The organism is Microbacterium sp. NPDC060117 (genome assembly GCF_042729315.1).
GTDB lineage: Bacteria > Actinomycetota > Actinomycetes > Actinomycetales > Microbacteriaceae > Microbacterium.
The window spans coordinates 727,909-753,024 of record NZ_JBHWXR010000003.1; the positions used below are offsets into that span (position 1 = coordinate 727,909).

26 protein-coding genes and 2 tRNA genes are annotated in these 25,116 nt (G+C 67.3%); 17 read left to right on the forward strand and 11 right to left on the reverse strand.

Annotated elements, in window-relative coordinates; translation table 11 throughout:
- The 3 genes from ACFWCK_RS15100 (at position 1) to trxA (ending at position 2,127) form a co-directional block, all read left to right on the forward strand.
- The gene (locus tag ACFWCK_RS15100; RefSeq protein WP_378806645.1) at positions 1 to 648 is read left to right on the forward strand and encodes an IMPACT family protein; all 648 of its coding nucleotides are present in this window, start codon (positions 1 to 3) and stop codon (positions 646 to 648) included.
- A 130-nt stretch (positions 649 to 778) separates the two neighbouring features.
- A complete protein-coding gene (trxB, locus tag ACFWCK_RS15105) occupies positions 779 to 1,732 on the forward strand; it encodes a thioredoxin-disulfide reductase (RefSeq protein WP_233310839.1) in 954 nt (317 codons plus the stop codon).
- Between the two features lie 71 nt (positions 1,733 to 1,803).
- Positions 1,804 to 2,127 (forward strand): thioredoxin, encoded by a 324-nt coding sequence (gene trxA, locus ACFWCK_RS15110; RefSeq protein ID WP_378806647.1) that lies wholly within the window; start codon positions 1,804 to 1,806, stop codon positions 2,125 to 2,127.
- 69 nt (positions 2,128 to 2,196) lie between these two features.
- Here the strand turns inward: trxA and ACFWCK_RS15115 are convergent, their stop codons facing one another.
- Positions 2,197 to 2,529: a hypothetical protein gene (locus ACFWCK_RS15115; protein ID WP_378806648.1), complete on the reverse strand. Its 333-nt coding sequence runs from the start codon at positions 2,527 to 2,529 to the stop codon at positions 2,197 to 2,199.
- Positions 2,530 to 2,876: 347 nt separating this feature from the next.
- Between ACFWCK_RS15115 and ACFWCK_RS15120 the strand changes: the two genes are divergently transcribed.
- The gene (locus tag ACFWCK_RS15120; RefSeq protein WP_378806649.1) at positions 2,877 to 3,314 is read left to right on the forward strand and encodes a hypothetical protein; all 438 of its coding nucleotides are present in this window, start codon (positions 2,877 to 2,879) and stop codon (positions 3,312 to 3,314) included.
- 96 nt (positions 3,315 to 3,410) lie between these two features.
- Here the strand turns inward: ACFWCK_RS15120 and ACFWCK_RS15125 are convergent, their stop codons facing one another.
- The 9 genes from ACFWCK_RS15125 to rpmH form a co-directional block, all read right to left on the reverse strand.
- Positions 3,411 to 3,749 (reverse strand): tryptophan synthase subunit alpha, encoded by a 339-nt coding sequence (locus ACFWCK_RS15125; protein WP_378806651.1) that lies wholly within the window; start codon positions 3,747 to 3,749, stop codon positions 3,411 to 3,413.
- A 105-nt stretch (positions 3,750 to 3,854) separates the two neighbouring features.
- The gene (locus ACFWCK_RS15130; RefSeq protein ID WP_378806652.1) at positions 3,855 to 4,832 is read right to left on the reverse strand and encodes a ParB/RepB/Spo0J family partition protein; all 978 of its coding nucleotides are present in this window, start codon (positions 4,830 to 4,832) and stop codon (positions 3,855 to 3,857) included.
- On the reverse strand, positions 4,832 to 5,758 hold the full coding sequence (locus ACFWCK_RS15135) for a ParA family protein (RefSeq protein WP_378806653.1): 927 nt from the start codon (positions 5,756 to 5,758) through the stop codon (positions 4,832 to 4,834). Before ACFWCK_RS15135 ends, ACFWCK_RS15130 begins: the two co-directional genes overlap by 1 nt.
- Positions 5,759 to 6,863: 1,105 nt before the next feature.
- Complete coding sequence (rsmG, locus tag ACFWCK_RS15140; RefSeq protein WP_378806655.1) at positions 6,864 to 7,505, reverse strand: 16S rRNA (guanine(527)-N(7))-methyltransferase RsmG; 642 nt, start codon at positions 7,503 to 7,505, stop codon at positions 6,864 to 6,866.
- Positions 7,506 to 7,520: 15 nt separating this feature from the next.
- Entirely contained in the window at positions 7,521 to 8,006 is a 486-nt protein-coding gene (locus tag ACFWCK_RS15145; RefSeq protein ID WP_233310832.1) for a R3H domain-containing nucleic acid-binding protein, read from the reverse strand.
- On the reverse strand, positions 8,003 to 9,118 hold the full coding sequence (gene yidC, locus ACFWCK_RS15150; RefSeq protein WP_378806656.1) for a membrane protein insertase YidC: 1,116 nt from the start codon (positions 9,116 to 9,118) through the stop codon (positions 8,003 to 8,005). The genes ACFWCK_RS15145 and yidC overlap by 4 nt, the downstream gene beginning before the upstream one ends.
- A 3-nt stretch (positions 9,119 to 9,121) precedes the next feature.
- Complete coding sequence (gene yidD, locus ACFWCK_RS15155) at positions 9,122 to 9,472, reverse strand: membrane protein insertion efficiency factor YidD (RefSeq protein ID WP_233310830.1); 351 nt, start codon at positions 9,470 to 9,472, stop codon at positions 9,122 to 9,124.
- Positions 9,469 to 9,801, reverse strand: a complete 333-nt coding sequence (gene rnpA, locus ACFWCK_RS15160) for a ribonuclease P protein component (protein WP_378806658.1) — start codon at positions 9,799 to 9,801, stop codon at positions 9,469 to 9,471. The genes yidD and rnpA overlap by 4 nt, the downstream gene beginning before the upstream one ends.
- Before the next feature lie 3 nt (positions 9,802 to 9,804).
- Positions 9,805 to 9,942: a 50S ribosomal protein L34 gene (gene rpmH, locus ACFWCK_RS15165; RefSeq protein ID WP_105689046.1), complete on the reverse strand. Its 138-nt coding sequence runs from the start codon at positions 9,940 to 9,942 to the stop codon at positions 9,805 to 9,807.
- A gap of 301 nt (positions 9,943 to 10,243) precedes the next feature.
- On the opposite strand from rpmH, the gene dnaA reads away from it, so the two are divergent.
- From dnaA to ACFWCK_RS15205, 8 genes are all read left to right on the forward strand, one after another.
- On the forward strand, positions 10,244 to 11,644 hold the full coding sequence (gene dnaA / locus ACFWCK_RS15170) for a chromosomal replication initiator protein DnaA (protein WP_233310828.1): 1,401 nt from the start codon (positions 10,244 to 10,246) through the stop codon (positions 11,642 to 11,644).
- Positions 11,645 to 12,156: 512 nt separating this feature from the next.
- Positions 12,157 to 13,296: a DNA polymerase III subunit beta gene (gene dnaN, locus ACFWCK_RS15175; RefSeq protein ID WP_233310827.1), complete on the forward strand. Its 1,140-nt coding sequence runs from the start codon at positions 12,157 to 12,159 to the stop codon at positions 13,294 to 13,296.
- A gap of 4 nt (positions 13,297 to 13,300) precedes the next feature.
- Positions 13,301 to 13,753 (forward strand): GNAT family N-acetyltransferase, encoded by a 453-nt coding sequence (locus tag ACFWCK_RS15180; RefSeq protein WP_378806659.1) that lies wholly within the window; start codon positions 13,301 to 13,303, stop codon positions 13,751 to 13,753.
- A 53-nt stretch (positions 13,754 to 13,806) separates the two neighbouring features.
- On the forward strand, positions 13,807 to 14,976 hold the full coding sequence (gene recF, locus ACFWCK_RS15185; protein ID WP_378806660.1) for a DNA replication/repair protein RecF: 1,170 nt from the start codon (positions 13,807 to 13,809) through the stop codon (positions 14,974 to 14,976).
- Positions 14,963 to 15,454 (forward strand): DUF721 domain-containing protein, encoded by a 492-nt coding sequence (locus ACFWCK_RS15190; protein ID WP_378806661.1) that lies wholly within the window; start codon positions 14,963 to 14,965, stop codon positions 15,452 to 15,454. The genes recF and ACFWCK_RS15190 overlap by 14 nt, the downstream gene beginning before the upstream one ends.
- 157 nt (positions 15,455 to 15,611) lie before the next feature.
- Positions 15,612 to 17,678: a DNA topoisomerase (ATP-hydrolyzing) subunit B gene (gyrB, locus tag ACFWCK_RS15195; RefSeq protein WP_378806662.1), complete on the forward strand. Its 2,067-nt coding sequence runs from the start codon at positions 15,612 to 15,614 to the stop codon at positions 17,676 to 17,678.
- A gap of 184 nt (positions 17,679 to 17,862) precedes the next feature.
- Entirely contained in the window at positions 17,863 to 20,415 is a 2,553-nt protein-coding gene (gene gyrA, locus ACFWCK_RS15200) for a DNA gyrase subunit A (protein WP_378806663.1), read from the forward strand.
- Positions 20,412 to 20,813, forward strand: coding sequence for a DUF3566 domain-containing protein (locus ACFWCK_RS15205; RefSeq protein ID WP_233310821.1), 402 nt, complete (start codon positions 20,412 to 20,414; stop codon positions 20,811 to 20,813). The genes gyrA and ACFWCK_RS15205 overlap by 4 nt, the downstream gene beginning before the upstream one ends.
- Positions 20,814 to 20,964: 151 nt before the next feature.
- On the opposite strand, the gene ACFWCK_RS15210 is transcribed toward ACFWCK_RS15205, so the two are convergent.
- Positions 20,965 to 21,678 carry a VIT family protein gene (locus tag ACFWCK_RS15210; protein ID WP_233310820.1) on the reverse strand — a complete coding sequence of 238 codons (714 nt, stop codon included), beginning with the start codon at positions 21,676 to 21,678 and terminating at the stop codon, positions 20,965 to 20,967.
- Between the two features lie 170 nt (positions 21,679 to 21,848).
- On the opposite strand from ACFWCK_RS15210, the gene ACFWCK_RS15215 reads away from it, so the two are divergent.
- The 5 genes from ACFWCK_RS15215 to ACFWCK_RS15235 all read left to right on the forward strand — a co-directional run bounded on the left by ACFWCK_RS15215 (position 21,849) and on the right by ACFWCK_RS15235 (position 25,089).
- Positions 21,849 to 23,132 (forward strand): histidine kinase, encoded by a 1,284-nt coding sequence (locus tag ACFWCK_RS15215; RefSeq protein WP_378806664.1) that lies wholly within the window; start codon positions 21,849 to 21,851, stop codon positions 23,130 to 23,132.
- A gap of 52 nt (positions 23,133 to 23,184) precedes the next feature.
- Positions 23,185 to 23,901 carry a LuxR C-terminal-related transcriptional regulator gene (locus ACFWCK_RS15220; RefSeq protein ID WP_378806665.1) on the forward strand — a complete coding sequence of 239 codons (717 nt, stop codon included), beginning with the start codon at positions 23,185 to 23,187 and terminating at the stop codon, positions 23,899 to 23,901.
- Positions 23,898 to 24,809 (forward strand): DUF4097 family beta strand repeat-containing protein, encoded by a 912-nt coding sequence (locus ACFWCK_RS15225; RefSeq protein WP_378806666.1) that lies wholly within the window; start codon positions 23,898 to 23,900, stop codon positions 24,807 to 24,809. Before ACFWCK_RS15220 ends, ACFWCK_RS15225 begins: the two co-directional genes overlap by 4 nt.
- A 66-nt stretch (positions 24,810 to 24,875) precedes the next feature.
- Positions 24,876 to 24,949 (forward strand) — tRNA-Ile (locus tag ACFWCK_RS15230).
- A gap of 67 nt (positions 24,950 to 25,016) precedes the next feature.
- A tRNA-Ala gene (locus ACFWCK_RS15235) sits at positions 25,017 to 25,089 on the forward strand.
- Positions 25,090 to 25,116: the final 27 nt, after the last annotated feature.

Genomic DNA, 25,116 nt, shown 5'->3' on the forward strand with positions numbered 1-25,116 from the left:
ATGCACCCCGACACGATCGCCGCCCCCGTCACGCGTGAGCTCGTCGTGAAGAAGTCGCGCTTCATCGCCCACCTCGTGCCGGTCCGGTCCGTCGCGGAGGCGGAGGAGGTCATCGCCTCTGTCCGCCGGCAGTACTGGGATGCCCGCCACAACTGCACGGCGATGGTCACCGGGGTGAACGGGGATCAGGCGCGGTCCTCCGATGATGGCGAGCCCTCCGCAACTGCCGGGATCCCGATGCTCGAGGTTCTGCGTCGGCGCGGCCTCACCGACGTGGTCGCGGTCGTCACCCGCTACTTCGGCGGTGTGAAGCTGGGCGCCGGAGGGCTGATCCGCGCGTACTCGACCGCAGTCTCCGAGGCGCTGGACGACGCAGTGCTGCTGCACCGTCGTGAGCTGCTCGAGGCGCGCGTCGACGTACCGCACGCCGACGCCGGGCGCATCGACAACGCGCTGCGCGACTGGGCCGCGACGCACGGCGCGTCCTTCGGCGACGTGGCCTACGGCGCTGCCGCGACCTTCGCGCTGTGGATCCCGCCGGCCGCCAGGGAGGAGCTCGCCGACGATCTCGCCGCGCTGTCGGCCGGGTCCCTCTCCCCCGTCTACGGCGCGACCCGCATCGTGGACGTTCCTGGCGACCGGACCTAGCGCGCCCGCCGGGCGCGGCAGCGGCCTCCCTTTCGCATCGCGGGCTGGCAGAGGACGGCGGGCAACGTCCAGGCCCGCGGAATGCCGCGCCGGTACCATGTGTTGAAGCGTGCGACAGCAAGGAGAAGCAATGCGACAGGTCATCATCATCGGTTCGGGACCGGCGGGTTTCACCGCGGCGATCTACGCGGCTCGGGCCAACCTGAACCCGGTGCTCGTGGCGAGCTCGGTCGAGGTCGGCGGCGAGCTGATGAAGACCACCGAGGTGGAGAACTTCCCCGGCTTCCCCGAGGGCATCCAGGGTCCCGACCTGATGGCCAAGATGCAGGAACAGGCCGAGCGGTTCGGCACCGAGGTCCTCTACGACGACGTCACCGAGCTCGAGCTCGACGGCGAGGTCAAGAAGGTCACGCTCGGCAGCGGCACCGTGCTCGAGGCGGCGTCGGTCATCTACGCGACCGGATCCGCCTATCGCACGCTCGGCATCCCCGGTGAGGAGCGACTCTCCGGCCACGGCGTCTCCTGGTGCGCGACCTGCGACGGCTTCTTCTTCCGCGAGCGCACGATCGCGGTCGTCGGCGGTGGCGACTCGGCGATGGAGGAGGCGACCTTCCTCACGAAGTTCGCGTCGAAGGTCTACATCATCCACCGCAAGGACTCGCTCCGCGCCTCCAAGATCATGCAGGAGCGCGCCTTCGCGAACGAGAAGATCGAGTTCATCTGGAACAGCGCCGTCGAGGAGGTCCTCGGCGATGACGCCACCACGGGCGTGCGCCTGCGCAACACGGTCGACGGCAGCACCACGGACCTCCCCGTCGACGGCTTGTTCATCGCCATCGGCAACGACCCGCGCACGCACCTCGTGCACGGCAAGCTCGATCTCACCGCCGAGGGCACCATCTGGGTCGACGGCCGCACCTCGCGTACCTCCGTGCCGGGCGTCTTCGCCGCCGGCGATGTCATCGACCCGACCTACCGTCAGGCGATCACGGCAGCCGGGTCCGGCACCGTCGCGGCGCTGGATGTCGAGCACTTCCTCGCCGCACTCTCGGACGGAACCGCCGCAGAGCCGGCTCTCGTCTGAGCCGCGGGAACACTTCAGCCCCTCTCACTGTTGACGCATCTGAGCGTCTCACGCTTTCACAAAGGAGAATCATGACTGCCAAGGCAACCAGCCAGGCGACCTGGGAGCAGGACGTGCTTCAGGCCGATGGCGCCGTTCTGGTCGACTTCTGGGCCGAGTGGTGCGGTCCGTGTCGTATGGTCGCGCCCGTCCTGGACCAGATCCAGGCCGAGAACGCCGACAAGCTCACCATCCTCAAGCTCAACGTGGACGAGAACCCCGATCTCGCCATGAAGTACCAGATCACGTCGATCCCGGCGATGAAGGTCTTCCAGGGTGGCGAGGTCAAGACCACGATCATCGGCGCCAAGCCGAAGTTCGCGCTCGAGCAGGATCTGGCCGCCTTCCTCGGCTGATCCGCCACACAGCCTCGAAGCCTGCTCTCCTCCAGGAGGGCGGGCTTCGTCGTTCCTGGCCCGTTTCGGTCAGAACGAGGTCCGGTCGCTCTCCACGGACTGCCGTCCCGCGTGCTGAGACGGTGCAGGCGGAGCGTCGACGGGCGTGATTCCGGCACCGCTGCGAGTGCCGCCCGCGACGGCATAGGTCACCACGACACGGGACCCGAATTCGACGAGCGTGCCGGGTGCGACGTCTTGCGCCGTCACCCCGTAGGGCCCTGGCCACGTCCGGGCGTGCAGACTGGCTCCGGCCAGATCATCGCCCGTGAGAAGGATCCGATTGTCGGCGGCGTGCTCGATCGCGATGTGCGCGGTCGTCCCGACGAAGTCCGGCACGACGCCCTGCTCCTGCTCTCGCACCTGCCCCTCCCCTCTTCATGCATCCCGGTGCGGCCGCGTTTCGCACCGTGGTTCGATTCCGCGCACTCTACGAGGCCGACAGTTTCACGTGAAACATCTCCACCCGACGCACGCGCGCTCGACGTTGTGAACGGTCGTTTCACGTGGAACACGTCGGGCGGCACCCATGGAGGTGAGGGCTCCGGTGTTCACTTTTGCGCTCCTGTTCGACGGTGGATCGGTGATGATCTCTCACCGAGGCAGGGCTCCTTGCGCCCAGAACGGCGACGCCGAGGAACCGATGCACCGTACAATCGCGGTGAGACGGACCAGCGGTTTCACGCGTGTCGTGCGAGGGAGGGGTGTGGATGTTCGGTTCACGGAAGAGGCTCGACGATCTGATGGGGCAGCTCAGGCCCGACCTGAGTCGGGAATCGCTCGGTGTCGGACCCGACTTCCCCGGCGTCGCCCCGAATCCGCTCCTCGACAAGGACGCGCGCCGACGCAACGCCGAGCTGCGCACAGGGACTCTTGCGCTCGGTGTGCTCGTCGACTGGCGCGAGGTCAACAACAATCCGCGGGTGGTCCTGATGCTCGACGTGACGACCGTCGATGGCCACACGTTCCGAGGAATCGCGGACGAGGGTCTCACGATCACCGAGCTCACCCGACTTGCACCGGGCCAGACGTTACCGGTGCGCTATCGACCGTCAATCATGGACCACTATGTGGCGCTCGCCCGGGACGTGGATCCGGCCCGGGTTCAGGAGCTCGCTGACGTCATCGGGAACAATGGGCGCCCCTGACCCGCGACTCTCGGTCAGATGTCGCGCACACATGTGGTCGCGGCGGGCGACACCGCCGTACGGGACCGATGTTTCACGTGAAACGCGCCAGTGGTGTCAGGATCGCGCATCGTCGGCGAGAAGATCCCAGCGACGGTACTTCGGGCCGTCGCCGAGCAGACTCCACACGACCGGGGTGAGCTCCGAGTAGTCCAGAGCAATGCGGCGGAGGACCTCGAAGTTCCGAGCCTCGTCGGGGCGAATGCCCCCGTTCTCCACGATCTCATCAGCGCGCAGCAGGAAGACGACCAGCTCGTCCACGCTGGGGAGCTCCTCCATGAACTCCCACGGGTCCTCTCCCCCCAGCAAGCGCTCCTGTACGAGGACTGCAAGCTCGTCCGCCGCTTCGGCGCGCAGCACTTCGAGGCTGGCTCGACGGGTCGGGGATTCGTTCACCCCTCCAGCCTACGCGGCGCAGGATCGACGAAGGCCCGGAGGATCCGCATGTGCAGATCGTCACCGGGCCTTCGCAGGAGCAGACGGGTCGGGTCGTGCGGTCCGTCAGGAACCGAAGCCCTGCTCCCCGAGCTCCGAGAGGATCCGATTGAGATCCTGGATCGAGGCGAATTCGATCTTGACCTGGCCTTTCCGAGCTCCCAGAGCGATCTGTACGCGGGTGTTCAGTCGGTCGCCGAGCTTGCCGGCCACGTCATCCAGGTAGGCCCGACGCGCGCCGGCCTGCGGCTTCACCGACTTGGCGACTGTGCCTGCCGCGGCGACGGTCTTCGCCGCTTCCTCAGTCGCGCGCACCGAGAGATCCTCGTTCACGATCTTGTCCGCCAGGCGCTGCATGAGATCAGCATCGTCGAGCGAGAGGATCGCCCTCGCATGCCCGGCTGACAGCACCCCCGCCGCCACCCGCTGCTGCACGGGAACGGGCAGTTTCAGGAGGCGGATCGTGTTACTGACCTGCGGCCGGGACCGTCCGATGCGATTCGCGAGCGCCTCCTGGGTGATGCCGAAGTCCTCGAGGAGCTGCTGATAGGCAGACGCCTCCTCCAGCGGGTTCAGCTGCGAACGGTGCAGGTTCTCCAGCAGCGCGTCGCGAAGCAGGTCCTCGTCCGCCGTCTCCCGCAGGATCGCGGGGATGGAGTCCAGTCCAGCCTCCCGGGCAGCGCGGGTACGCCGCTCGCCCATGATCAGCTCGTACTTGCCCTCGTCGTTCTGGCGCACGACCACGGGCTGCAGCACCCCGAACTCGCGCACGCTGTGCACGAGTTCCGCGAGATCATCCTCGTTGAAGTGGATACGCGGCTGTCGCGGGTTCGGAACGATGTCGTGCGGATTCACACGGATCAGGCGGGCACCGGGAACAGCGACGAGATCCTCCGCCGGCTCGGCTGCCGGCGTGGCGGGGGCGGGCTCAGTGACTGATTCGATGCGTGCGCCGGGGAAGAACACGTCGACAGGCCGCTCCGTGGCATCCGAAGTGGGGATGAGTGCACCGATCCCCCGGCCGAGTCCTGTGCGTTTGGCCATCAGTGCCCCTTCTCGTTCTCTTCGCTCGCCCGACGGGCGATCTCCACTGCTGCTTCTCTGTAGGCGACCGCGCCCACCGACTGCCCGTCATAGGCGATCACCGTCTGCCCGAAACTCGGTGCCTCGGAGACACGCACCGAACGCGGGATCACCGTCTCCAACACCTCCTGCGGGAAATGTCCCCGCACCTCCTCCGCGACCTGCTGTGCGAGTCGGGTGCGCCCGTCGAACATCGTCAAGAGGATGGTCGACATCGTGAGCTCGGGATTCAGATGCTTCTGGATCATGCGGATGTTGCCGAGAAGCTGGCTCAGACCCTCCAGCGCGTAGTACTCGCACTGGATGGGGATCATGACCTCGGTCGCCGCAGTGAAGGCGTTGATCGTGAGCAGGCCCAGCGACGGCGGGCAGTCGATGATCACGACGTCGGCGGGGTGCACGGCAAGGTAGTCGTTGAGCGCGGTGCGCAGCCGGTGTTCGCGTGCGACCTGCGAGACGAGCTCGATCTCAGCGCCGGCGAGATGGATCGTGCTCGGAGCACAGAGAAGATCCGGGGATTCGGGGCTGACCCGCACGACATCGGCGAGCGGAACGTCACTGATCAGCACGTCATAGATGCTCTGCAGGTCCGCCGTGTGCGGGACACCCAGCGCCGTGGACGCGTTCCCCTGCGGATCCAGGTCGATCACGAGCACTTTGGCTCCGAGATCAGCCATGGCCGCGGCGATGTTGACGGCGGTCGTGGTCTTGCCGACCCCGCCCTTCTGGTTCGAGATCGTGAAGACACGGGTCGGCCCGTCGAAACGGACGGAGACGTCTTCCAGCGCCTTGCGGCGAGCGGTCAGATCCGCGAGTTCCCGGGCCAGGGGGGTGTCCACGCCGTATCCAGCAGTCGAGGTGCTTGAGGACTGTTTCACGTGAAACATCCACTCCTTTCGACGATCTCCGACGGGGAAGCGACGGAATCTCCACTCTAACTTGCGTGACCGACAATCCCCGCTCCCATCGGTGAATCCGAGCGATGTTTCACGTGAAACATCGGCTCCCGGGTCTGCTGGCAACGGTTCATTCGTTGCACACTCGGGATCCGTCGTCCGTCAACGTTGGCCTGGCCGCGCGCTTACTGCGCGGGGCGCACTCGGGCTACGGGATGTGCGGATGACGAATCGGTGGGTTCCTTCCCGCTTCGCGGGACCCTCCCAAGATTCTTCATCCGCACAAGCCTGCGCCCTGCCCTGCGAGGGAACATCACCCGGGCTGCGCACTCATCATGCGTCGCACGCACCGGCTTCGGAGTGCGCCAGTCACGAATCGATAGGTTGCTTCCGGCTGCGCGGGTCCGTCCCCCAATTGGTGACTCCCGCACTCCTGCGCACTCCTCATTGAGGGCTGCTACTGGGCGGGGAAACCGAAACGCGGTGTTTCACGTGAAACGGCGCGACACAAGCCCGAAGTCCTGCGCGGGCATGAAGATCCTGGCGTGGGCCGGAGATCCGGCGCGAGGTGTGGACTGCGTCTGCTGTGCGGCGCCTTGCATGCGCATCGGGGGAATCCCGCCCAGCGCACCCTCCCCATCACCGCACCGCGCAGTCCGCCACGATGCCGATCCCCTGTTGCTCGGAAGGCCACGGAGTGCGACCCTCTGGGTGCATCCCTGGACCTGATCGATTGCAGCACCCACTGGTGGCCCGATCCGCACTCTGACCATGGGATCATGCTCCGCCGCGCGAGTGCAACCTGGACCCGTCTCTCCCAGACCAAACCCGGGCGCCTCGCATTCATTCCGTCCGGCCAGCGACGTTTCACGTGAAACGTATCCACGGCCTTTCACGGATCACTCCGTCATTCACGCGCAACTGAAGTGGATCTGACGCGGAGGGGAGGCCGGAGGGAGGTGGGTCCACGAATATCGGGCGGGCCCGCGAAGCGGGAAGGAACCCGCCGATTCGTGGACCTCACCTCCCGCAGCCCGGGCTCCGGATGCAGAGCCGCGTTTCACAAGAAGGCCGCGAGGAACGGCCTGAGCGAGGGTCAGCCGCGAACGGTCGCGCGCAGCACGCGCGTCGTCTCGGCCAGGACGCCCTCACCAAGGATCTCCACGCGCACGTCGCTGAGCAGGAACTTCCGGATCTGCTTCTGCGCCGCGGTGATCTCGTTCTCGGCGTTGACGCCCTTGAGCAGCGCGAGCTCTCCCTCGCTGCGCGCGAGGGGCGCGGTCCATGGAAGCAGCGTCCGCAGAGCGCTCACAGCGCGCGCGGTCACCATGTCGAAGGTCCCACTGAGCCCGACTTCTTCCGCCCGGCCGCGCACGATGGTCGCATTCGACAGCCCCAGCGATGAGACCTGCTCATCGAGCCACGCGACGCGGCGCTCCATCGGTTCGATGAGTGTGAACTGCACGTCCGGGCGCGCGATCGCGAGCACGATGCCGGGCAAGCCCGCGCCGGATCCGACATCAGCGACGCGGCCATGGAACAGTGGCGCGGCGATCGCGCTGTTGAGGATGTGCCGGGTCCACAGCCGCGGCACCTCGAGCGGGCCGATCAGGCCACGCTCCTCCCCCTGCTCGGCGAGCGCCGCAGTGAAGGCGCGAGCCAGCTCGATCCGGCCGCCGAAGAGAGCCTCTGCAGCCGCGGGTTCGGTCTCGAGCTCGGTCGACACGGGTTCAGACATGTTTCACGTGAAACGTCAGTGCCGGCGGATCACGGTGTGGCGGGTCGGACCGTCGCCGTAGGACTCCGAGATCAGGCCTCGCTCCGCCACGATGTCGTGCACCAGCTTGCGCTCGTAGCTGGACATCGAGGGCAGCGACGCCTGGGAGGCTCCCTCATCGAGCTTCGCCACAGCCGAATCGACCAGGCGCTCGAGCTGCGTGCGACGTGCATCGCGGGAACCGGCGACGTCGAGGATCACGCGCGAGAAGGACCCGGTGCTGCTCTGCACCGCGAGCCTGGTGAGCTCCTGCAGCGCCTGCACGGTGTCGGGCGCCGACAGCAGACGCAGACCGTCGCCCTCCGCCTCGACCGAGACGTACGCCCGCCCCTGCTTCACGTCCAGAGTCAGGTCGCCGTCGATGTCGGCGATGTCGAGAAGACCCTCGATGAAGTCCGCCGCGACGTCGCCCTCGTGCTCGAGATCGGAGACGGTCGGCTCGGCGACGTCGTGCTCGGTCATGCCTTTTCTCCGTTCACGTTCTTCTCAGAGTCCTTCTTGGCGCTGTCCTGATCCTTCTTGGCACGCTTGGCGCTCTTGGGCTGCTGCCGCTTGGGCTGCTGCGCACGAAGGCGCTCCGCATCCTCCAGCATCTTCTGCTGCTCCGCGTCGTAGGCGGCCTTCGGCACGACCTTGCCCTCGGAGTTGATCGCCTTCCCCTTGCGGGCGAGACGCTCCTCCCGAGCCTTGGCGGCATCGGATCCGGGAGTCGGCATCTCGCGGAGCACGAGGAACTGCTGGCCCATCGTCCACAGGTTGCTGATGAACCAGTAGATGACGACGCCGAGCGGGAAGAACAGACCCGAGAAGATGAAGCCCAGGGGCAGGATGTACAGCATGATCTTCTGCATCTGGTACGCCTGGCCGGTCTTGGCCTCGGGCGACAGGTTCTTGGAGATGATCTGCAGCTGCGTGAAGAACTGGGATCCGATCATGAGGATCACCAGGACGACGAGGATCGCGACCGTGGTCTCCCAGCCGGCCGGCTTCTGCTGAACCGCGTCGGTGAGGCTGGTGTGCAGCGGAGCGACCCCGAACAGCGTCGCATCGTAGAACTGCTTAGTCAGCTGCTTCGTCAGCAGCCATACGCCGCCCTCGCCCGCGATGGCGTGCTTCTTCACATCGCTGAGCGTGTAGAACATGCCGAGCAGGAAGGGCATCTGCACCAGGAGCGGAAGACAGCTCGACATCGGCGTCGTGCCGTGCTTCTTGTACAGCGCCATGGTCTCGCGACTCATCGCCTCGCGACTCAGCTGGTCGCGCTTGCCCTTGTACTTCTCCTGAACTTTCTTCAGTTCAGGAGCGATTTCCATCATCTTGCGCTGGCTCTTGATCTGGCGCACGAAGAGCGGGAACACCGCGGCGCGGATGACCAGCACAAGCCCGACGATCGACAGGACCCAAGTGAGGCCGGCAGCGCCCGGGAGACCGATCGCGGTGAACAGCCAATGCCAGGCGACGAGGATCGCCTCGACCAGCGCCTTGAACGGCCACATGACGATGCCGAGCAGATCGAAGCCTCCGCTCGAGGCAGCGGGCGTCGTAGACGCGGCAAACAGGAGGTCGGAACCCACTGATCAGTCCTTTCGGGAGGGTACGACGAATCCTCGAGGCGTGAGGGCGTGTCGGAAGTTCTTGTGCGGCGGCACGTCGTCCACACCGCCGTGGCTCCAGGGATTGCAGCGCAGGATCCGCCACGCCGAGAGGCCTGCGCCCTTCACCGCGCCGTGCTGCTGCACCGCTCCTACAGCGTAGGCGGAACAGCTGGGATAGTACGCACAGACATCGCCGTACAGCGGCGAGACCAGAGCGCGGTAGGCGGTGAGGAATCCCAGCGCCAGATTCCGCGGCACCAGCGGCACAGCTCGGAGCACATCCGCAGCGTGCAGGTGGGCGGTCCCCCGCGAGTACGCCGGCAGGGCGCTCATCGCACGCCCCTGTCGACTGCCCGGTCCAGGTCCGACAGCAGTTCGACGAAAGGCGCCTCCGCCGCGGAGGGCAAGGCGCGGATGACGATGTCGACGCCGTCCCGCAGCGGGAGCTGACGGGCGCATGCGTCCTTCAACCGTCGTCGGACGGTGTTCCGGATCACGGCGTTCCCCACCTGCTTGCTCACGATGAAGCCGAAGCGCACGGGTCGCTGCTCACCGGTGTCGAGCACCGAGACGACCAGTCGCGGCCCGCCGTATCGTCGCCCGCGCCGAACCACCGTGCGGTAGTCGGACCCGCGGACGAGGCGATGCGGGCGGGCGAGCACGGATTACGCCGAGAGCTCGACACGGCCCTTCGTGCGGCGTGCCGAAAGGATGGCGCGGCCGGCGCGGGTGCGCATGCGGGCACGGAAGCCGTGCTTCTTGGCGCGACGACGGTTGTTGGGCTGGAAAGTGCGCTTGCTCATGATTTCTCCGGGGAAGGGAAGCTGTCACCGGGATCGATGCGGCCGGAGACGGTGGACAAAGACTGCCGAAATGGCATAAGTCAACCGATTAAGGCTACGACGTCGACCCCGACATCGCAAACCGAGCAGGCGAAAGGACCATTATCCACATCTGTGGAGGGATCCTTCAACAGGGACACGCCGTCGCCCGTTCCCAGTCGCAGGTTGCCCTCGCGGCCCAGGCTGACTACCGTGGCACGAGCAGTTATCCACAGGCAGCGTGTCCATGTTCGCCCGCTGTGCCGAGTCGCCCGGGGGAACCATGTCCGCAGCCGCAGAGTCCGAAGTCCCCATCTGGGACGAACTTCTCGCGGAACTGGCCCGAGACGAGCGCGTCTCCGCTCCTCTGCAGGGCTTCCTCAACCTCGCCGTCCCGGCGGGTGTCATGACAGCGACTCTCTACCTGGAGGTCCCGAACGACCTCACCGCGGGGCAGATCAACAAGCGCCTCCGGCTGCCGATCATGGAAGCGCTCGCCCGCATCGGCGACGAGGTCACGTCTTTCCGTGTCACGGTCAACCACGACATGGTGGAGCAGCAGACCGTCCCGATCCCGGTCTCCGACTTCGCACCGGGTCGGCAGGAGAACGCCCGGATCGAATCCCCCATCGAGCAGCAGCCGACCCCGATCCGGCATGAGTCGCGGCTGAATCCCAAGTACGTCTTCGACAACTTCGTCATCGGCCAGTCCAACCGCTTCGCGCACGCCGCCGCCGTGGCCGTGGCCGAGGCGCCGGCCAAGGCCTACAACCCGCTGTTCATCTACGGCGGACCGGGCCTGGGCAAGACGCACCTGCTGCACGCGATCGGCGACTACGCCCAGTCGCTGTACGCCGGGGTCAAGGTGCGTTACGTGTCGAGCGAGGAGTTCACGAACGACTTCATCAACTCGATCGCGAACAACCGCGGATCCGCCTTCCAGGCGCGCTATCGCGAAGTCGACATCCTGATGATCGACGACATCCAGTTCCTGCAGGGCCGGGCGGAGACGCAGGAGGCGTTCTTCCACACCTTCAACCAGCTGCACGATCACAACAAGCAGGTCGTGATCACCAGCGATCTGCCGCCGAAGCACCTCACCGGCTTCGAGGAGCGCATGCGCAGCCGGTTCGAGTGGGGCCTCATCACCGATGTGCAGGCGCCCGACCTCGAGACGCGCATCGCGATCCTGCGCAAGAAGGCGCAGAGCGAGCAGCTGCACGTGCCGGACGACGTGCTCGAGTACATCGCCACGAAGGTGTCGTCCAACATCCGCGAACTCGAGGGCGCGCTCATCCGCGCCACCGCGTTCGCCAACCTGAACCGCTCCGCGCTCGACATCGCCACCGCGCAGACCGCGCTGCGCGACATCGTCGATCAGGACGAGGACAGCATCATCTCGCCGACCGACATCATCACCACGACGGCGAACTACTTCAAGCTCAGCGAAGACGACCTCTACGGATCCAGCCGGTCGCAGCAGATCGCGACCGCACGGCAGATCGCGATGTACCTGTGCCGGGAGCGCACCAACCTCTCCCTCCCGAAGATCGGCCAGCTCTTCGGCAACCGCGACCACACCACCGTGATGTACGCGTACAAGAAGATCAGCGAGCTCATGAAGGAGCGCCGCGCCATCTTCAACCAGGTCACCGAGATCACCGCCCAGCTCAGCCGGCGCTGACCCTCCGCACGGATCCCTCCCCGCACGGGACCCCCTCTCCGCGATCGCAGGAGCGCCGTCAGCGACCCTTCCGCGTCAGCGGCGCGAATTCTGGCATCCGCCCCGCCCGGAAGTCCACATGTGGATAACTTGGGGATATCTCGGGATCGCGACGGCGTGGAATCCCCATCAGGACCCCGATCTGTGGATAACTCGGTGAACCGGATCGGCAGAGGACAGCCCGAGACCCCACTGTTTCCGCAGGGTCTCCACAACTCACACGTCTGTAGTTCCCTAGAGCCGCAAAGCATCCCCAGACTTATCCACAGTATCCACAGGCGTTAACACCGTTAAGAACTCCTTTCGAATCTCGGTCCATCGATCACCACCCACTGCTCGGCTGGGGATGGATCCCAATCCGGAGCACTTCGACCTGGACCTGACACCGCGTGGCATTAGCATGGGATCCCCTGGTGTGTGCCAAGGGGCGGAGAAGCATGTCATTCTCCGCATCGAGTCGACGGAGGAGCGCCGTGAGGTTCCAGGTCAATCGCGATGTCTTCAGCGAAGCTGTGTCCTTCGTCGTCAAGCTGCTGCCGCAGCGCAACCCGCAGCCGATCCTGGCCGGTGTGCTGATCGAGGCCGGTGACGAAGGGCTCACGCTCTCGGCGTTCGACTACGAGGCGTCCGCCCGCACGACCATCGAGGCCACGGTGGACGAGCCCGGCACGATTCTCGTGCACGGTCGTCTGCTGTCCGACATCGCCAGCCGCCTGCCCAATGCGCCGATCGAGATCTCGGTCGAGGAGGACGGCGGCATCGCCGTGCGCTGCGGATCCGCCCGCTTCACCCTCGCCGCCATGCCCGTCGAGGAGTATCCCTCGATCCCGGAGGTGTCCGGCACCAGCGGCGTCGTGCCCGCCGAGGACTTCGGCACCGCGATCGCCCAGGTCGCCTTCGCCGCATCCCGCGACGACGTCACGCCCGTGCTCACCGGCGTGCAGCTCGAGGTCGGCGAGAACACGCTGAGCCTCGTCGCCACGGACCGTTACCGGGTGTCGCTGCGCGACGTGCCGTGGGACGGAGAGGCCGTGGAGCAGACGGCGCTCGTGCCTGCCCGCACGCTGCAGGAGGTCGGCAAGACCTTCGGTCACGCCGGCACCATCCAGATCTCGTTCTCGGGCGCCGGTGACCGCGAGATCATCGCGTTCACGGCGGGCAACAAGACCGTCACGTCGCTGCTCATCAAGGGCAACTTCCCCCCGGTCCGCCGTCTTTTCCCGGAGCAGACCGACCACCACGCCGTGGTGAACACCGCCGACCTCACCGAGGCCGTGCGCCGTGTCGCGCTCGTGCTGGACCGCTCCGCACCGCTGCGCTTCACGTTCGACACGTCGGATGTGACCATGGACGCCTCCGGCGGCGAGCAGGCCCGTGCGTCCGAATCCGTCGACGCGCACCTCAACGGCGAAGAGGTGACGCTGGGCTTGAACCCGCAGTACCTGCTCGAGGCGCTCGGCGCGCTCAAGAGCGAGTTCGTGCGCGTCACGTTCACGTCCTCGGACAATGCGAACAAGCTCAGCCCGGTGCTGATCACGAGCCAGACCTCGGTCGACGCGGCCGGCCTCGACTCGTTCAAGTACCTGCTGCAGCCGAACCTCCTGCTGCGCTAGCGGGATGAGACTGGATCCGATCGATCCCGCGCTCGCGGCGCGGATCGTCGCCCGCGAGGAGCGGTCGGGCGACGACTGGCACCCCGAGTACCCGTTCGAGGACGAGCTGGTGCCGTTGCGGTCGCTCGCCGCTCGCGAGGAGGCTGATGCGGTCTTCACGCTCTACGCCATCCGTGATGACGAGGGCATGGCAGTCGGCGGATTCGGCTTCTTCGGTCCGCCGGACGAGTCCGGAACGGTGGAGTTCGGGTACGGGTTGATCCCCGCCGCCCGCGGACGCGGCCTCGCGACGGCTGCTGTCACGGAGGGCCTGCGCATCGCGGCCGATCACGGGGCGGTACGCGCGATCGCCGATACCGAGGAGACGAATCTCGACTCTCTCGCGGTGCTGGCGCGGTCGGGCATGAGCGAGATCCGCCGCGAGGGCGGAATGGTCTACGTCGCCCGGGCGCTCTGAACCGGAGCCTCACGCCGAGCCGGGTGTCGGGGCCCGCGGGTAAGGTTGCTCGGGTGATTGTGGAGCATCTCAGCCTCGTGGATTTCCGCAATTACGCGACCGCCGAACTCGCGCTGCACCGCGGCCCGAACGTCCTCGTCGGCCGCAACGGACAGGGCAAGACGAACCTCGCCGAAGCGATCGTGTTCCTCGCCACCCTCGGCTCGCACCGGGTGTCCTCCGATGCCCCGATGGTGCGCGACGGCCAAGATGCGGGCATCGTCCGCGCACGACTCGCGCACGGCCAGAGGAAAGTCCTGATCGAGGTGCAGATCAACCGGCAGGGTTCGAACAAGGCGCGGATCAACGGGGCTCCGGGACGCACCGCGGATCTGCCCCGGTACGCCCATGTCGTGCTGTTCGCTCCGGAGGATCTGCAGATCGTGCGCGGGGATCCGTCCTCCCGGCGCCGTTTCGCCGACCAGCTGCTGATCCAGCGCACTCCGCGCATGACCGCGGTGCTCGGCGACTACGACCGGGTGCTGCGCCAGCGCACGGCGCTGCTGAAGTCCGCCCGCGCCCGCGGTATGAAGGCCGAGTCCCTGACGACGCTGGACGTCTGGGACGACAAGCTCGTCGGGCTCGGATCAGAGATCATCGATGCACGCTCCCGCCTCGCCGCGGATCTGCAGCCGGGGCTCGCCGACGCCTACTCCGCGATCGCAGGCGAGGACCACGACCCGCGCCTGCACTGGGCTCAGTCGATCCGCGGCGGCGACCCCGAAGAGGGGGACGACGCCGAGGAGGCATCCGCGCCGGGATCCACGGCCGACCTGTTCCGCACCGCGCTCGCGGCCAAGCGCTCCGCCGAGCTCGAGCGCGGGCTCACCCTGGTCGGACCTCACCGCGACGATCTCGTGCTGCGGGTGCGCGACCTGCCCGTGAAGGGCTATGCCTCCCACGGGGAGTCGTGGTCGATCGCGCTCGCGCTGCGCCTCGCTTCAGCGGAGCTGCTCCGGGCCGAATCCCCGGCCGGGGATCCGGTGCTCATCCTCGACGACGTGTTCGCCGAGCTCGATGCGGAGCGGCGCCGGCGTCTCGCCGGCATCACCGCCGGCTACGAGCAGGTGCTGGTGACCGCGGCCGTGGAGGAGGACATCCCCGAGGTGCTGCATCGCCACGTGGTGCGGATCTCGGCGGGCACCATCACCGATGAGCGCGAGGTCGACGATGACCGGGCCTGACGAGCAGGATGTCCCCGAGACGATCTCGACCTACCTGCGCCTCCGCGGGCTGAAGCCGAGCTCCAAGAACTGGAAACGCAAGAAGCGCCTCGTCGATGACGAGAACGCGCCGTTCACCGCGGGACGTGACCCTGGCTCGCTCGGCGACGTGCTCGCCAAGCTCACCAAGGATGCGGGCTGGGAGGCGGCACTCAGCCGCGAGGATCTCGTGCTGCAGTGGGCGGAGCTCGCCGGTCCAGACACCGCGAAGCACTCCGAGCCGGTGTCGCTGGAGGGCGGCATGCTCACCGTGAAGTGCGACTCCACGGCGTGGGCGAAGAACCTGCAGTACATGCGCGCGGTGATCATCACGGAGATCGGACGGCGGTACCCGGAGGCCGGCGTGGAGAACATCCGCTTCGTCGGGCCGGACGTTCCTTCATGGAAATGGGGCCCCAGAGTCGCTCCAGGGCGCGGTCCGCGCGATACCTACGGTTAGGACAAGATCCATCCCGTCCCAGGGGACTTCAGGCGCGCAGAAGCGCGTACAACGAGACAGGAAGGGGTCTTTCCGATAGACTGAGCGTCTAGATCTTCGATGTGGAGCCTCCCCTCAGATGACGCCTGAAACCCCCTCTGACGCGCACGAATCGACCATGAACGACTCGACCCAGACGGGGGCAGAAGCACCCGGATCCGCGACGAAGCCGACCGTGCCCGCCGAGGCGGCGAAGCCTGCCCCAGAAGTGGAGTACGGGGCCGACTCGATCCAGATCCTCGAGGGCCTCGAGGCGGTACGCAAGCGCCCCGGCATGTACATCGGCTCGACCGGACCGCGTGGTCTGCACCACCTGGTGTACGAGATCGTGGACAACTCCGTCGACGAGGCGCTGGCCGGCTACGCCGACAAGATCCTCGTCACGCTCCTCGCCGACGGCGGCGTCCGCGTCATCGACAACGGCCGTGGGATCCCGGTCGACCCGCACTCCTCCGACCCGACCAAGTCGACGGTCGAGGTCGTGCTCACGATCCTGCACGCCGGCGGCAAGTTCGGCGGGGGCGCGTACGCGGTCTCCGGCGGTCTGCACGGCGTCGGATCCTCGGTCGTCAACGCGCTGTCGACCCGGTTCGACGTCGAGGTCAAGCAGAAGGGCTTCGTCTGGAGGCACCGTTTCGCCGACGGCGGCGCCCCGCAGCAGCAGCTTGAGAAAGGCGAGCCCACGACCGAGACCGGAACGGCGATCACGTTCTGGCCGGACGCGGAGATCTTCACCGAGACCATCGAGTTCGAGTACGACACCCTGCGCACCCGCTTCCAACAGATGGCGTTCCTGAACAAGGGGCTGCGCATCGAGCTGCTCGACGAGCGCGAGGGCGCGACGGTCGACGAGGAGGTCGACGGCACCGTCGTCACCCACCAGCGCGCGGACGTGTTCTTCTACGAGCGCGGTCTCGTCGACTATGTTGAGTACCTCAACCACGTGCGCAAGGCCGAGGTCGTCAACGACGAGATCATCGCCTTCGAGTCGGAGGACACCGCGCGCAAGATCTCGCTCGAGGTCGCGATGCAGTGGACCACGGGCTACACCGAGAACGTGTTCACCTATGCGAACACCATCAACACGCACGAGGGCGGCACCCATGAGGAGGGCTTCCGCGCGGCGCTGACGACACTCGTCAACCGCTATGCGCGTGCCAACAACATCCTCAAGGAGAAGGACGACAACCTCACCGGCGACGACGTGCGCGAGGGTCTGACCGCCGTGATCTCGATCAAGCTCGGCGAACCGCAGTTCGAGGGCCAGACCAAGACCAAGCTCGGCAACACGGAGGCGAAGGCCTTCACGCAGAAGGTGGTCGGCGACCAGCTCGGCGACTGGTTCGACCGCAACCCGAAGCAGGCCAAGAACGTCGTGACGAAGGCCGTCGAAGCCGCGACCGCCCGCATGGCGGCGCGCAAGGCGCGTGAGACCGCGCGCCGCAAGAGCGTCTTCGAGTCGGCCGCGATGCCCGACAAGCTCAAGGACTGCACGAGTAAGGATCCGTCGATCTCGGAGATCTTCCTCGTGGAGGGCGACTCGGCCGGCGGCTCCGCCGTGCAGGGGCGCGACCCGCACACGCAGGCGATCCTGGCGCTGCGCGGCAAGATCCTCAACGTCGAGCGCGCGCGTCTCGACAAGGCCCTGGCCAACAAAGAGGTCCAGGCGATGATCCAGGCGTTCGGCACCGGCATCGGCGAGGACTTCGATCTCGGCAAGGCGCGCTATCACAAGATCGTGCTCATGGCGGATGCCGACGTCGACGGCCAGCACATCACGACGCTGCTGCTGACGCTGCTTTTCCGCTACATGCGCGGGCTCATCGAGGCCGGCTTCGTGTTCCTCGCGATGCCGCCGCTGTACCGCCTGAAGTGGACGAACTCGCCGCACGAGTACGTGTACTCCGACGCGGAGCGCGACGCGCTGCTCGAGCACGGCCTCGCGAACGGCAAGCGGATCCCGAAGGAAGCCGGCATCCAGCGCTACAAGGGTCTGGGCGAGATGAACGCCAAGGAGCTGTGGGAGACCACGATGGATCACACCACGCGCACGCTCCGCCAGATCACGATCGACGACGCCGCCGCCGCGGACGAGATCTTCAGCGTGCTGATGGGCGAGGACGTCGAGTCCCGCCGCAGCTTCATCCAGCGCAACGCCAAGGACGTCCGCTTCCTGGACATCTGACCCCCAACCAAAAAGCGAAAACTCGGGACTGCGCCGCCACTTGCGGAGGAGGGCGCAGAGGATGTGATTCTGCGGAATATCGGGAGGGGCCCGCGAAGCGGGAAGGAACCCGCCGATTCCGCAGAATCACATCCCCGGAGCCCGGCCCCAAGACAACACCGACTGGCTGAGACGAAGAGAAGACATGACTGACGAAAGCCGTCCCGACGCCGAGCACAACCACGGCAAGATCGACCAGGTCGATCTGCAGTCGGAGATGCAGCGGTCCTACCTCGACTACGCGATGGCCGTCATCGTGGGCCGCGCGCTGCCCGACGTGCGCGACGGGCTCAAGCCCGTGCACCGCCGCGTGATCTACGGCATGTACGACGGCGGATTCCGCCCCGACAAGTCGTTCTCCAAGTGCGCCCGCGTGGTCGGCGAGGTCATGGGCCAGTACCACCCGCACGGCGACTCGGCGATCTACGACACCCTCGTGCGTCTCGTGCAGCCGTGGTCGCTGCGCTACCCGCTCGCACTCGGCCAGGGCAACTTCGGCTCCCCCGGCAACATGGGCGCGGCCGCTCCGCGATACACCGAGACCAAGATGGCCCCGCTCGCACTCGAGATGGTGCGCGACATCGAAGAGAACACGGTCGACTTCTCGCCGAACTACGACGGCCAGACCGAGGAGCCCGACGTCCTGCCGGCGCGGTTCCCGAACCTGCTCGTGAACGGCTCGATCGGCATCGCGGTCGGCATGGCCACGAACATCCCGCCGCACAACCTGCGCGAGGTCTCGGACGCCGCGCTCTGGGCCTTGCAGAACCCCGGCCTTCCCCGGGAGGAGCTGCTCGACGGCTTGATCCAGCGGATCCCGGGACCCGACTTCCCGACCGGTGCACAGATCCTCGGCACGAAGGGGATCCAGGAGGCGTACCGCACCGGCCGCGGCTCCATCACGATGCGCGCGGTCGTCGGCGTCGAGGAGATCCAGGGCCGCACCTGCCTCGTGATCACCGAGCTGCCGTACCAGGTGAACCCCGACAACCTCGCGGTGAAGATCGGCGACCTGGCCCGCGATGGCAAGATCACGGGCATCGCCGACATCCGTGACGAGTCGAGCGACCGCACGGGCCAGCGCCTCGTGATCGTGCTCAAGCGCGACGCGGTCGCGAAGGTCGTGCTGAACAACCTGTACAAGCACACGCAGCTGCAGGACAACTTCGGTGCCAACATGCTCGCGATCGTGGACGGCGTGCCGCGCACGCTCGCGCTCGACGGCTTCATCACGCACTGGCTCGACCACCAGATCGACGTCATCGTGCGGCGCACCACCTTCCGCCTCGCCAAGGCCGAGGCGCGCATGCACATCCTGCAGGGCTACCTCAAGGCGCTTGATGCACTGGACGAGGTCATCGCGCTGATCCGCCGCTCGCCCTCGGCCCAGGAGGCCAACGAGGGTCTGCAGAAGCTCCTCGACATCGACGAGGAGCAAGCCCAGGCGATCCTCGACATGCAGCTGCGTCGCCTCGCGGCGATGGAGCGCCAGCGGATCATCGACGAGGCCGCCGAGCTCGAGGTGCGGATCGCCGATTACAAGGAGATCATCGCGGACGAGGGCCGCCAGCGCGAGATCATCCGCGAGGAGCTCACCGCGATCGTGGAGCGCTTCGGAGACGAGCGCCGCACCCACATCCTGCACGGATTCGACGGCGACGTCTCGATGGAAGACCTCATCGCCGAGGAGGAGATGGTCATCACGGTCACCCGTGAGGGCTACATCAAGCGCACCCGCAGCGACAACTATCGTTCGCAGCATCGCGGCGGCAAGGGCGTCAAGGGCGCGCAGCTGCGTGCCGACGACCTCGTCGAGCACTTCTTCGTGACGACCACGCATCACTGGCTGCTGTTCTTCACCGACAAGGGCCGGGTCTACCGCACCAAGGCCTACGAGATCCCCGAGGCCGGCCGCGATGCGAAGGGTCAGCACGTCGCCAACCTGCTCGCGCTGCAGCCGGACGAGAAGATCGCGCAGATCCTCGACCTGCGCGACTACGAGGCGGCGCAGTACCTGGTGCTGGCGACCCGGGGCGGTCTGGTGAAGAAGAGCCGGCTCGGCGACTACGACACCAACCGTCAGGGCGGTGTCATCGCGATCCGTCTCCGCGAGGACGACGAGCTCGTCAGTGCCTTCCTCGCCGACGCCACCGACGACGTCCTGCTGATCAGCCGGCACGGCATGTCGGTGCGCTTCCAAGCCACCGATGAGGCGCTGCGGCCGATGGGACGTGCGACCGAGGGTGTCAAGGGCATGCGGTTCAACGGGGAGGACAGCCTGCTGTCCGCCTCGCTCGTCACGGGCGACGGATTCGTCTTCGTGGTCACGGACGGCGGCTACGCGAAGCGCACCTCGGTGGACGAGTACCGCGTGCAGGGACGTGGCGGTCAGGGCATCAAGGTCGCCAAACTGAACGACGACCGGGGCATTCTGGCGGGGGGTCTGATCGTCCAGGAGGACGACGAGGTCCTTGTGGTTCTTGCCAGTGGCAAGGTGGTACGCTCTGCCGTGGCCGAGGTGCCGGCGAAGGGTCGCAACACCATGGGCGTGGTTTTCGCCCGGACCGATGAGGACGATCGGATCCTTGCGATCGCCCGGAACACCGAGCGCGGCCTGGCCGACAGCGAGGAGTCCGAGGACTCCGGTGCGGCCCCCGAGACAGAAGCCCCCGAAGCCCCCGAAGGAACTGACGCATGAGCACGGTAGCCGACAAGCTCGCGAAGAAGTCTTCCCGCAAGACCTCCAGCAAGCAGGTGCGCCTGCGCCTGGTCTACATCGACTTCTGGTCGGCAGTGAAGCTGTCCTTCCTCGGTGCGATCGCCATCGCGATCGTCACCCTGGTCTCGTTCCTGCTCATCTACCTGGTGATCGATGCCACGGGACTGATGACCAAGGCCGACGAGTTCGTCTCCGGCATCGCCGACGGCGCGAAGCTGAGCGCGGTCGTCGGGCTGCCGCAGGTGCTCGCCTTCGGCTCCGTCGTCGCGATCCTCAACCTCATCGTCTTCACGGTGCTCGGAGCGATCGTCGCCGGCATCTACAACCTCGCGGTCAAGGTCACCGGCGGACTGCTGGTCGGCTTCACCTCGAACTGACGCCCGTACACGCGGAAGGCCCGGATCCTCGGATCCGGGCCTTCCGCGTTCTCTGACCGCGAGACTGCAACTCTGCCGCGAGACGGCACGACTCTGCTGCCGTTTCGCGACGGGGATGCAGTCTCGCGGTCGATGGGTCCGGGATCGATCCTCAGACCACGCCCGCGGAGCCGAGCAGCGTGCCGATGAGCCAGGTGGCGGCGAGGGCGAGCGCCCCGCCGATGACGAGGCGGATCGAGGCGCGCATCGGGTTCGATCCGCCGATCCGCGCCGAGAGGAAGCCCGTCGCGGCGAGGGCGATCAGCACCGCGAGGAACGTGACCGGCACCCGCCACGCGGGCGGCGGAAGCAGGATGGCGAGCAGCGGGAGGATGGCGCCGACCGTGAACGCGACCGCTGAGGAGAGCGCGGCATGCCACGGGTTCACCAGATCGTCCTGGTCGATGCCGAGCTCCACCTCGAGATGCGCGGACAGCGCATCGTGCGCGGTGAGCTCGACGGCGACCCGATGTGCGGTGTCGTCGCTGAGGCCGCGCTGACGGTAAAGCTCGGTGAGCTCGGCGAGCTCCGCGTCCGGCATCGTGCGCAGCTCCTCGCGCTCCTTCGCGATGAGGGCGTGCTCGCTGTCGCGCTGGCTGCTCACCGAGACGTACTCGCCGAGCGCCATCGAGATGGCGCCGCCGATGAGGCCCGCGAGGCCCGCGACCAGCAGCGCGGAGTTGTCGGTCGTCGCCCCGGCCACGCCCACCACCAGGGAGGCGACCGAGACGATGCCGTCGTTCGCCCCGAGCACCCCGGCGCGCAGCCAGTTCAGGCGCTGCCCGAGACCGGTGCCGTGCGGTTCGTGCGGATGTGCTGCAGTCACTTGATACCCCTCCGTTCGCGCGGTTCGCGCATGGGTCAACGTAAGCACCTGCACGCGCCCGCCGTCCATCCAGGCAAGGCATGCATAACCGCGAGTCTTACGGAAACCCCGAACCGGATCCCCGGGGTTCCTCCGTTCCGCGCTCACGGGTGCGCCCGTAGCGTGGAGCCATGACCACAGCAGCGTCCTCCTCCCCGCCTCCCGTGACGGATCCTGTCGCGCGAGCGGCGCGCACTCCGGTGCGCCTGTTCCTCACCATCCTCGAACTCGCCGCGCTGGGCGTGATCGGATCCGCCGTGGTCGGCATTCTCGGCGGTGCGCTGGGGATCGGCTTCGGCCTCAGCTTCATCGGCATCGGGATCCTCGTGCTGGTGGGCCTGGTCTACGCCTTGTTCGGACTGGCCTGGTTCGAGATCGCCCGGCTGAACGGCTTGTACGGCTTCGGCCTCCCGGCCCTGCGCTGGCGTGCGACCGACCGCCCGGGTTTCGGCGGCTGGCTGCTCTCGCTCTGGCGGCAGGCGTACAACGGGCGGATGTGGCGCGCGCTGGCGAACTTCGCCATCGCGTGCGCGCTCGGATCCCTCGTGCTGCGGCTCATGGCGTGGTTCGGGTGGTCGGCCGTCACGGCTTTCGCGCCGTTGTTCACGACCGGCGAGGTCGACACGGGCTGGGGCACGAGGTATCCGAGCGCCTGGGCGCCGCTCATCGGCGGCGCGGGCGCGGCAGCCGGCGTCGTCGGCATCATCAGCGTGGCCCTGCTGCACCGGGTGATCTCGCGCGGCATCGTCGCCACCCCCGACCGGAATCTCGACCTCAGCGAGCAGGTGCGCACCACCACGGCGCAGCGCGCCGGCGCCGTGCGCGCCGCAGACGTGGAGCGCACCCGCATCGAGCGGGACCTGCACGACGGCGTGCAGCCGCGCCTCGTCTCCGTCGGCATGACCCTCGGCATGGCGCAGCAGAAGATCGACTCGGATCCGGAGGCCGCGAAGGCGCTCATCGCCGAGGCGCACACCTCGACGAAGGCGGCGATCACCGAGCTGCGCCAGCTCGCCCGTGGAATCCACGCGTCGGTGCTCGACGACCGCGGGCTCGACGCGGCGCTCTCGGCCCTCGCCGGACGCTCCCCCGTGCCTGTGGTGCTCGACGTGCGGCTCAACGGGCGGTGCTCGCGCGACGCCGAGGCCGCCGTGTACTTCACCATCGCGGAGTCGCTCACCAACGCGGCCAAGCACTCCCGCGCCAGCGAGTGCCGGGTCGTGGTGCGGGTGCGCGACGGCGGCACGCTCTGGGCCCGGGTCGAGGACAACGGCATCGGGGGCGCGACCGTGCTCCCGGGCGGAGGCCTCGACGGGATCGGCAACCGCGTGCTCGCGGCCGGCGGCACGTTCCGTCTGGACAGCCCCGTGGGCGGTCCGACCAGCCTGGAGGTGAGCGTCCCGTGCGCATCCTGATCTGCTCGCGTCTCGACCAGCACCGCGATCTCGCCCCGAAGGAGTGCATCTCATGAGGATCCTGATCTGCGAGGACTCCGTCCTGCTCCGTGAGGGCCTCGTGCGGCTCCTCGAGGACGCCGGCCACGACGTGGTCGCCGCACTCCCCGATGCGGACTCCCTCGACGAGACCGTGGAGGCGACGTCTCCGGAGCTCTGCATCCTCGACGTCCGGCTCCCGCCGACGTTCGTGGATGAGGGGATCCGCGCGGCGCTGTCGCTGCGCAAGCGCCTTCCGCAGCTCCCGCTGCTCGTGCTCTCCCAGTACGTCGAGGAACGCTATGCGAGCGACCTGATCATCGCACAGGGCGGATCGGCGCAGGGATCCGCGGGTCCGCTCGGCTATCTCCTGAAGGACCGGGTGGCGGACGTCTCCGAGTTCATCGAGTCGGTCGAGCGCATCGCATCCGGATCCACGGTGCTGGATCCCGAGGTCGTGGCGCAGCTGCTCACCCGCCGGGGGCAGGACGACCGCATGCGAAGCCTCACCGAGCGCGAGCGCACGGTGCTCGCGCTGATCGCGGAGGGCAAGTCGAATCAGGCCATAGCGGCCACGCTGTTCCTGTCCGAGGCCAGCGTGGAGAAGCACATCACCGCCATCTTCCAGAAACTCGGGCTGGAACCCGACGAGTCCGGCAACCGCCGCGTCCTCGCCGCGATCGCCCACATCTCCAGCGCCGGCTTGAACGGCGCTGGAGCCGGACCCGCACAGACAGGAACGAACCGATGACGAACCTCACCCCTCCGAGCGCCCCCGAGCACGACCCGGTCGGCGGACGAACGCCGCACACCGCGGATCCCCTCGCCTCCTCCCCCGCGCCCCCGTCATCCCCGAGCCGAGGGACGCTCGCCGCCATCACGATCGCCGCAGCGATCATCGGCGGTGGGGCGCTGGTCACGGTCGGCGGCGGCTCGGCTCTCGCGGCCGTCGCCCAGGTCGCCTCGAGCGACGGATCGGCCGCACGCAGCACCAGCGTCGACACGACAGGCATCACCGGTCTCAAGGTCGAAGTCGGGCGAGGATCCGCCACGATCCGCTTCGACGACGTGAGTGAGGCGACCATGCGCGTCAGCGGCACGGGGAGCAGCGACTGGACCATTCGGCGCGACGGCGACGTCCTGCGGGTCGACCGTCCCAACGGGCCGTTCGGCTGGTGGGTCGGCGGCTGGTTCGGGATCGACCCGCAGATGACGCTCACGCTCCCCCGTGCGTTGGAGGGCGAGCTGACGGCCGATCTGCAGCTGGATGCCGGTGCTCTCACGACCGAGGGTCGATTCGACACGCTGACCACGAAGGTGAACGCCGGGTCGCTGTCGCTCGATGGGGGCGCGAGGACCGTGACCACCACGGTGAACGCGGGATCCGCGACGCTCCGTCTGGACGACGTGACCACCGCGGATCTGTCGATGTCGGCGGGCGAGCTGAACGCGACGATCTCGGGCCGCCAGCCCGACGATGTGCGCCTGGATGTGAGCGCCGGATCCATGGACGTGACGGTGCCGGCAGGGCGCTATGCGCTCGAGAAGAACTCGTCGGCGGGCACCATCGATGCGCGCCTCCAGGAGGATTCGTCCTCGACCCACCGTATCGATGCGCGCCTGTCCGCGGGCAGCATCACCCTGCGCGAAGGCAGCTGAACGCCGTCGAGCTCCGCTCGATTTCGCGATCGTGTCAACGTCCGGTAAAGTCTTGGAGGTTGATACGGGGCTATAGCTCAGGCGGTTAGAGCGCTTCACTGATAATGAAGAGGTCCCAGGTTCAAGTCCTGGTAGCCCCACCGACATGTGAGCGGATCCGAGAAATCGGATCCGCTCATTCGGTCGAAACCCGTCGAACATCGACACGGGGCCTTAGCTCAGTTGGTAGAGCGCCTGCTTTGCAAGCAGGATGTCAGGAGTTCGAATCTCCTAGGCTCCACAACACGAAACGGATCCGGTCCCACCG

What these genes read in the sequence shown, in the direction of transcription:
- ACFWCK_RS15100 (WP_378806645.1), top strand. Translation starts at nt 1, where the DNA reads ATGCACCCCGACACGATCGCCGCCCCCGTCACGCGTGAGCTCGTCGTG.
- trxB (WP_233310839.1), top strand. Translation starts at nt 779, where the DNA reads ATGCGACAGGTCATCATCATCGGTTCGGGACCGGCGGGTTTCACCGCG.
- trxA (WP_378806647.1), top strand. Translation starts at nt 1,804, where the DNA reads ATGACTGCCAAGGCAACCAGCCAGGCGACCTGGGAGCAGGACGTGCTT.
- ACFWCK_RS15120 (WP_378806649.1), top strand. Translation starts at nt 2,877, where the DNA reads ATGTTCGGTTCACGGAAGAGGCTCGACGATCTGATGGGGCAGCTCAGG.
- ACFWCK_RS15130 (WP_378806652.1), bottom strand. Translation starts at nt 4,832, where the DNA reads ATGGCCAAACGCACAGGACTCGGCCGGGGGATCGGTGCACTCATCCCC.
- ACFWCK_RS15135 (WP_378806653.1), bottom strand. Translation starts at nt 5,758, where the DNA reads ATGTTTCACGTGAAACAGTCCTCAAGCACCTCGACTGCTGGATACGGC.
- rsmG (WP_378806655.1), bottom strand. Translation starts at nt 7,505, where the DNA reads ATGTCTGAACCCGTGTCGACCGAGCTCGAGACCGAACCCGCGGCTGCA.
- ACFWCK_RS15145 (WP_233310832.1), bottom strand. Translation starts at nt 8,006, where the DNA reads ATGACCGAGCACGACGTCGCCGAGCCGACCGTCTCCGATCTCGAGCAC.
- yidD (WP_233310830.1), bottom strand. Translation starts at nt 9,472, where the DNA reads ATGAGCGCCCTGCCGGCGTACTCGCGGGGGACCGCCCACCTGCACGCT.
- rpmH (WP_105689046.1), bottom strand. Translation starts at nt 9,942, where the DNA reads ATGAGCAAGCGCACTTTCCAGCCCAACAACCGTCGTCGCGCCAAGAAG.
- dnaA (WP_233310828.1), top strand. Translation starts at nt 10,244, where the DNA reads ATGTCCGCAGCCGCAGAGTCCGAAGTCCCCATCTGGGACGAACTTCTC.
- ACFWCK_RS15180 (WP_378806659.1), top strand. Translation starts at nt 13,301, where the DNA reads ATGAGACTGGATCCGATCGATCCCGCGCTCGCGGCGCGGATCGTCGCC.
- ACFWCK_RS15190 (WP_378806661.1), top strand. Translation starts at nt 14,963, where the DNA reads ATGACCGGGCCTGACGAGCAGGATGTCCCCGAGACGATCTCGACCTAC.
- gyrB (WP_378806662.1), top strand. Translation starts at nt 15,612, where the DNA reads ATGAACGACTCGACCCAGACGGGGGCAGAAGCACCCGGATCCGCGACG.
- gyrA (WP_378806663.1), top strand. Translation starts at nt 17,863, where the DNA reads ATGACTGACGAAAGCCGTCCCGACGCCGAGCACAACCACGGCAAGATC.
- ACFWCK_RS15205 (WP_233310821.1), top strand. Translation starts at nt 20,412, where the DNA reads ATGAGCACGGTAGCCGACAAGCTCGCGAAGAAGTCTTCCCGCAAGACC.
- ACFWCK_RS15215 (WP_378806664.1), top strand. Translation starts at nt 21,849, where the DNA reads ATGACCACAGCAGCGTCCTCCTCCCCGCCTCCCGTGACGGATCCTGTC.
- ACFWCK_RS15220 (WP_378806665.1), top strand. Translation starts at nt 23,185, where the DNA reads ATGAGGATCCTGATCTGCGAGGACTCCGTCCTGCTCCGTGAGGGCCTC.
- ACFWCK_RS15225 (WP_378806666.1), top strand. Translation starts at nt 23,898, where the DNA reads ATGACGAACCTCACCCCTCCGAGCGCCCCCGAGCACGACCCGGTCGGC.